Here is a 5338-nt window from a genome sequence, read left to right as displayed (position 1 = left end):
AATTATGCTCCTGCTTATAATTGCGTAAAATATTCATTTGTGGATAAAATGGGCGCACTTGGAGAACGTGATTGCTGTACAACAGGTAATTCTTGGGGTTGTAGCTGTTTAATTTGTTCCAGACACAGACGACAATTGTCTTTATCCTGTTGTTCCAGATATAACCCAGCAGCTTTTTTAAAATTAGCGATCGCATCTTGAATATAACCCTGTTTGCGCCGCACTATCCCCCGCAGATTATAAGCAGGAGCATAATTGAGATTGAGACGAATAGCGCGTTCAACATCGTCTAGCGCCCCTGGTAAATTTTTCAGCGCCACTCTAGCCAATCCACGACAATAATATGCCTCTACACTCTCAGGATTAAGCTTCAGAGCTTCGGTATAATCTGAGACAGCCTTAAGGATTGCTCCTGAATCATAATGTGCCAAACCCCGTTGTAAGTAAGCTTCGGTAAAGTAAGGTGTCAGTTGTAAAGCATGGTTAAATTCCTCAATTGCTCCAGCGTAGTCTTTTCGCCTAGCCTTTTCCAATCCTCTATTGTAGAATTCGTCATTCATGGCATTTGTTTGGTTGATTCAGTTAATTGAATTCCAGCACGATTATTTCCCCAAATAAAAAAGCTGGGGAAATGACTACATTCAATTCCCCATATCTCTTAGATTATAAAATATTTACAGTTAACTAAAATTATCCTGAAAGTAAGCTAGGAGAAGTCAGTACAAAAACATCAAAACTTCCTTGAGCGTCAGTTTGTGGTTTTATAGGATTGGCAAAATGGAAAAACTCATGGTCATTGACCAATAATAGTTCCCCTGGATTTAAAACTTTGCTAAATACAGGTTTTTCTCTTTTGGCAGTATACAGATGTGTTTCTCCACCTTGAATATTATCTCTATCTACTGAAAAGATGCCAATAAAATCAGTCCCATCTTGATGGATACCTTCAGGCGCTGGATTACCAAAATTATCTGGTGAACAAATAATTCTAATTTGATGAACTCCGATTTCAGCTTCAGGATGAAGTTTACAAGAATCACTAAATGCTAAGACAAGATTTCTAAAAATATCAAGTTCTATGAGCGCATCATCTAATTCTGCAAACTCTCTTCTTATGTCGCCCGCTAATGGATTATACTTTTTACTTTGAAAGAAGTAGCCATGAGGCAATTTGATTAACTGATTTCCAGAGACTGTGAACCGAGATAATCTCCTCTGACGATAGTTGCCTTTGATATAAGGGTCAATAGGCATATTACTAAAAAATGGCTTGAAACCTTCTAGGTTTATCGAATTTACTTTTCTTAGAGTAAACAGAAAAGCATATTCTAATTCTGTTGATGTCTGCACTTTTTGCATAGGATTTACCTCCTTGCATGTTGGAATTCTCCCGGATTTTTCTTTATGGGAGGCTTATAACACCTAGTATATGCTACTTTTTATTAATTTGTTGTAAATATAACTACAAAATTTGACATTCTATGATATATAAAGTTACCGAAGAAGAATTCAGAATTCAGGAGCCAGAATCCAGCATGGATTTGTAGCTCCTGGATGTCCAAGGGAGGTTTAGAGCAAGCGATTTTAAGACGCTCGTTGCGCGGCATCGTCTCACGCCACTTGCTCCACTTAGGCGTTACCCCAAGACCGCAGTGGCTCCCCTTGGGAGAAGACTCGCTCTCCGTGTCGCTATCGTGGAGAAGAAAAAATTCTTTCCGTGACTGTTACCCCTGACTTGACTGCTGGGGTATTCTGAATTCTGAATTCTGTCTTCTGACTCCTTCTCATTCAGTTTCTGTCACAAGGCGGAGTTTTAAAGTTGTTCAATAAATTATTAAATAAGTTATTTAACATCTCAAAATTATAGAAGAGACAAGGCACAGACAACAGAAACCAATATTGTCTTTCACCCTACTTTCTTTCTGCATAAAGCTTCTAGACTTGTTTACAACTACTTATCGTGTAGGGATATCAAATTATTTGGTTAAAAGTTTTTCAGTTACCAGATGGTGAGTTTGTAATGAGTCAATCACAAGTGGCGAGAGCGGTTGAATGCCCGCTATCGTTCCGGCACTGCAAAGGAGAGAGTCAATAGGGCTATGCAAGAACTAGAATATCCAGTTTTTAAAAAAGTTACTTAATAAGTTGTTTAACATTTCAGGATCATAGAGGGAGATAAGTCACTCTCTCTTTTTTTTGTCTAGTGCCTCTTGAATGGCATCCCTGCAAAATTGTGGTGGATCGTCCTGTTGTTGTACCTCCTCTTTCATAGATTTTGTCATGCGTATATTCATCTTCTCTGTTAATGGTTCCTCACCTTTTCTCTTTCCTGGTTGTAAATTTTCAGGTGTTCCCTTTGGATTAGGCATTTATGTAGAAACGTAAATATAGATTGAATCGATAGCTTCCAATCGAATAGAGTTTTAAATCGGTGGTGTTCTCACGTGGAAATGGTTCACCACCGATACCACTTTTACAAATGGGTAACTCTATTTTATGTTCACACGGTCAGAACTTGAAATCAAAACCATTGCCGAGTTGAGAGACTTGTGTAGGCGTTACGGCATCAAGCCAACTGGCAACGCTGGTTACAAGACTTCGTGGATTACCTCTTTAATGGCATTCCCTGCGATCGCACTTACTCAGATGGAAGAGGGAAAGGGACTGAGACGATTATCCTTTGAAGCTTACCAGGATATAGCGATCGCGCTTGATCAAATGAATTCACCTACCGATGAGCAAGCGGCGCTGATCAAGCTGACGATGGAGGGCAAGCGCTATCAAGCTCCTCAACGTTGGGAGCAGGAGAAATTACTCAACCTATACAAGGCAAAGCTCAAACTTGAGGAGGTAATAGAACTGCTAGGGGAATAGACATCAGAGATTAGATATCTTGGCTCACGGCATCACTTGCTTGTGAGCTTTTTTATGTCCATCCCTAGCTATAATTCCTAGTTGTTTAATAACTTATTTAATAACTTGAGATACTAGACTTAGGGTGACAGAGGTAATAAACTTTGAGCATCTATTGAGCATGGATGCTGAGTATAAAATAATTCTCAAAAAAGTTGATAATTCACTGAAAACAGTTTGTTTGAGCATTAAATGAGCATTTTAGAAAGCGTAAAGGTTGAAAGTATTGATTGAGCCTATATTTAGTTACCCACCTTTGTATTCGGGTATTCTGCTAAAACGCTACAAGCGGTTTTTTGCTGACGTTCAACTTACTTCTGGCGAAATAGTGACAGCACATTGTCCAAATACAGGGCCAATGACTGGAGTATCAACTCCCCAAAGTGCTGTACAGCTTTCTAAAAGTGATAATCTTAACCGCAAATTGGCTTACACTTTAGAACTAATTCAGGTATATGACAACGAGCCGACTTGGGTAGGCATAAATACTTTTTTGCCCAATCGGGTGGTAAAGCTAGCTTTGGCGAAACATCTTTTTCCAGAATTGGGCGACTATAGCCAAATCAAGGGCGAGGTGGTTTATGGGCTAGATAAAAAAAGTCGAGTAGATTTTTTCTTAATCGGGAGTGGCGAGGAACGCCCGATTTATTTAGAAGTGAAAAATACAACCTTGTCTGACGGGAGACTAGCCTTATTTCCCGACACGGAGACTACAAGAGGACAAAAGCATTTGCGAGAACTAATGGCACTGCTACCTCTAAATCGTGCGGTGATGCTTTACTTTATCAATCGCGGTGATTGTACTGAGTTCTGCCCTGGCGATCGCACAGATCCTATATATGGTAAATTATTACGGGATGCGATCGCTCTCGGTTTAGAAGTCTTACCTTGCCGTTTTGATATTTCCCCCGAAGGTATCCGTTATTTAGGTTTGGCAAAACTAAAAATTTAATTATACCTAATCAAATACTAAAGACGTTGCATTGCAACGTTTATAAACGCACGAAACAACAAATCCATCTAGATACTATCTAGATGGATTTATTGGTAGTTGGTGTTTACTAAAAAACATTCAACCAGACTGTAATGGAGAAACTACTATAGGTAGTCGCCGCGCCACAAATAGCATTCGCTATTCTGACGTTTGCTTATGCAGGAATCAAAACTGTGTCAATCACATGGATGACACCGTTATCAGCAGCAACATCTGCTGTTGCAACAGTTGCATCATTGATTTTAACGCCATTAGAAGCGTCAATTTTTACATCTGAACCCTCAACTGTTGTAGCTGTCTTTAGCTTAACTACATCAGCAGCTAGTACTTTTCCTGAGACTACATGATAGGTCAAGATTTTCTTGAGCTTTGGAATATCTTGAAGTAATGAGTCTACTGTACCTGCTGGAAGCTTATTAAACGCTTCATCAGTAGGTGCGAAGACGGTAAATGGCCCAGGGCCTTTCAGTGTATCTACTAGACCAGCTGCTTGGATTGCTGCAACTAATGTTGTGAAAGAACCATTATTAGCGGCGGTGTCAACTATATTGGCCATGTGTTTTACCTATTTCTGTGTAACTTGTTACAAATCTAAACTATTAACTTAATAAAATCTATCTATCGTTAGACGTATGTCAAATAATTTTTTTGATTGATATCATAAATGATTGTCTATATTTTATACAAGTAGACAATTATATGTACATTGTCTTAGCGGATCAGTTATGCACACTCCTGGATGCGTAGTTTACCGCCGCAAGCATTGCTGCTTTTTCTATCCAACGGTAGAAGCGATCGCATCCAAGATTATTAGTGCAGCACTCGCAATACCAATAAAATTAGTTAAATTGATACTCAAAAAGTACTTTGTTGGTATAAGCAAAGTTTTAGATATTTAGAAGTTATCTGGCAATATTATAGTAAAATCTTTGCTGAGTAAGCAAAATAGGGTTTTTAGAAAATTTAAATGTACTTGCTCTAGCTTTGTGTCAGCATTTCTTAACCAAAAAAGTTGGTAACAAGCGGATTTAACTGGTATTATTTGATCACTAAATACATTTCACTCGTTGTTTGTGTAATTCCACTTGGAAATAATAAACAGCCCATCACATTAATGCTTTTAGCAATTGTGATTAGCTGCTTATTTCTAATAGGACTTAGGCGCAGTGGCTCGCCTTAAAAAGTTGATTTTTAGGGTTCCCCTTATTTAATCAGACTTCTAGATAATTAGGACTTACGCACGCTCTACGAATTCTTGGCGTTCTTGGCGTCTTGGCGGTTCGATAAATTAAGCTTTTGGGCGATTTTTGCGTAAGTCCTAAATAAGAAAAAACAGGGTGTCTGATTGAATACAGACCACTGTCAGCAAAAACGCCGGAGTAACCACCTACTTTCACCTGCAAATATGAAACGTTTCAGACTAGAAGAATT

The 5338-nt window shown here is 38.7% G+C and carries 6 protein-coding genes and 1 pseudogene; 3 read left to right on the top strand and 4 right to left on the bottom strand.

Annotated features, from left to right (window positions below; genetic code table 11):
* Nucleotides 1-17: 17 nt before the first annotated feature.
* The 3 genes and pseudogenes from LC574_RS24825 to LC574_RS24815 all read right to left on the bottom strand — a co-directional run.
* Nucleotides 18-560 (bottom strand): annotated as a pseudogene (locus LC574_RS24825) (tetratricopeptide repeat protein); the annotation flags it as partial.
* Nucleotides 561-690: 130 nt separating this feature from the next.
* The gene (locus LC574_RS24820; protein ID WP_229456212.1) at nucleotides 691-1359 is read right to left on the bottom strand and encodes a 2OG-Fe dioxygenase family protein; all 669 of its coding nucleotides are present in this window, start codon (nucleotides 1357-1359) and stop codon (nucleotides 691-693) included.
* Between the two features lie 821 nt (nucleotides 1360-2180).
* On the bottom strand, nucleotides 2181-2369 hold the full coding sequence (locus LC574_RS24815; RefSeq protein ID WP_229456211.1) for a hypothetical protein: 189 nt from the start codon (nucleotides 2367-2369) through the stop codon (nucleotides 2181-2183).
* 127 nt (nucleotides 2370-2496) lie between these two features.
* On the opposite strand from LC574_RS24815, the gene LC574_RS24810 reads away from it, so the two are divergent.
* Complete coding sequence (locus LC574_RS24810; RefSeq protein ID WP_229456210.1) at nucleotides 2497-2874, top strand: hypothetical protein; 378 nt, start codon at nucleotides 2497-2499, stop codon at nucleotides 2872-2874.
* A 265-nt stretch (nucleotides 2875-3139) separates the two neighbouring features.
* Nucleotides 3140-3865 carry a DNA/RNA nuclease SfsA gene (gene sfsA / locus LC574_RS24805; RefSeq protein WP_229456209.1) on the top strand — a complete coding sequence of 242 codons (726 nt, stop codon included), beginning with the start codon at nucleotides 3140-3142 and terminating at the stop codon, nucleotides 3863-3865.
* A 196-nt stretch (nucleotides 3866-4061) separates the two neighbouring features.
* On the opposite strand, the gene LC574_RS24800 is transcribed toward sfsA, so the two are convergent.
* On the bottom strand, nucleotides 4062-4463 hold the full coding sequence (locus LC574_RS24800) for a fasciclin domain-containing protein (protein WP_229456208.1): 402 nt from the start codon (nucleotides 4461-4463) through the stop codon (nucleotides 4062-4064).
* A 169-nt stretch (nucleotides 4464-4632) separates the two neighbouring features.
* Here LC574_RS24800 and LC574_RS24795 point away from each other — a divergent pair, with 169 nt between their 5' ends.
* Nucleotides 4633-4806 carry a hypothetical protein gene (locus tag LC574_RS24795; RefSeq protein WP_229456207.1) on the top strand — a complete coding sequence of 58 codons (174 nt, stop codon included), beginning with the start codon at nucleotides 4633-4635 and terminating at the stop codon, nucleotides 4804-4806.
* The last annotated feature ends 532 nt before the right edge of the window (nucleotides 4807-5338 follow it).

Origin of the sequence: Nostoc sp. CHAB 5715, from assembly GCF_020829685.1 — a bacterium.
Classification (GTDB): domain Bacteria; phylum Cyanobacteriota; class Cyanobacteriia; order Cyanobacteriales; family Nostocaceae; genus Nostoc.
This window is presented reverse-complemented; position numbering and strand designations above follow the sequence as displayed.

Excerpts from the sequence above, each read along its gene's own strand:
- LC574_RS24820 (WP_229456212.1), bottom strand. The coding sequence starts at position 1,359 with ATGCAAAAAGTGCAGACATCAACAGAATTAGAATATGCTTTTCTGTTT.
- LC574_RS24815 (WP_229456211.1), bottom strand. The coding sequence starts at position 2,369 with ATGCCTAATCCAAAGGGAACACCTGAAAATTTACAACCAGGAAAGAGA.
- LC574_RS24810 (WP_229456210.1), top strand. The coding sequence starts at position 2,497 with ATGTTCACACGGTCAGAACTTGAAATCAAAACCATTGCCGAGTTGAGA.
- LC574_RS24800 (WP_229456208.1), bottom strand. The coding sequence starts at position 4,463 with ATGGCCAATATAGTTGACACCGCCGCTAATAATGGTTCTTTCACAACA.
- LC574_RS24795 (WP_229456207.1), top strand. The coding sequence starts at position 4,633 with ATGCACACTCCTGGATGCGTAGTTTACCGCCGCAAGCATTGCTGCTTT.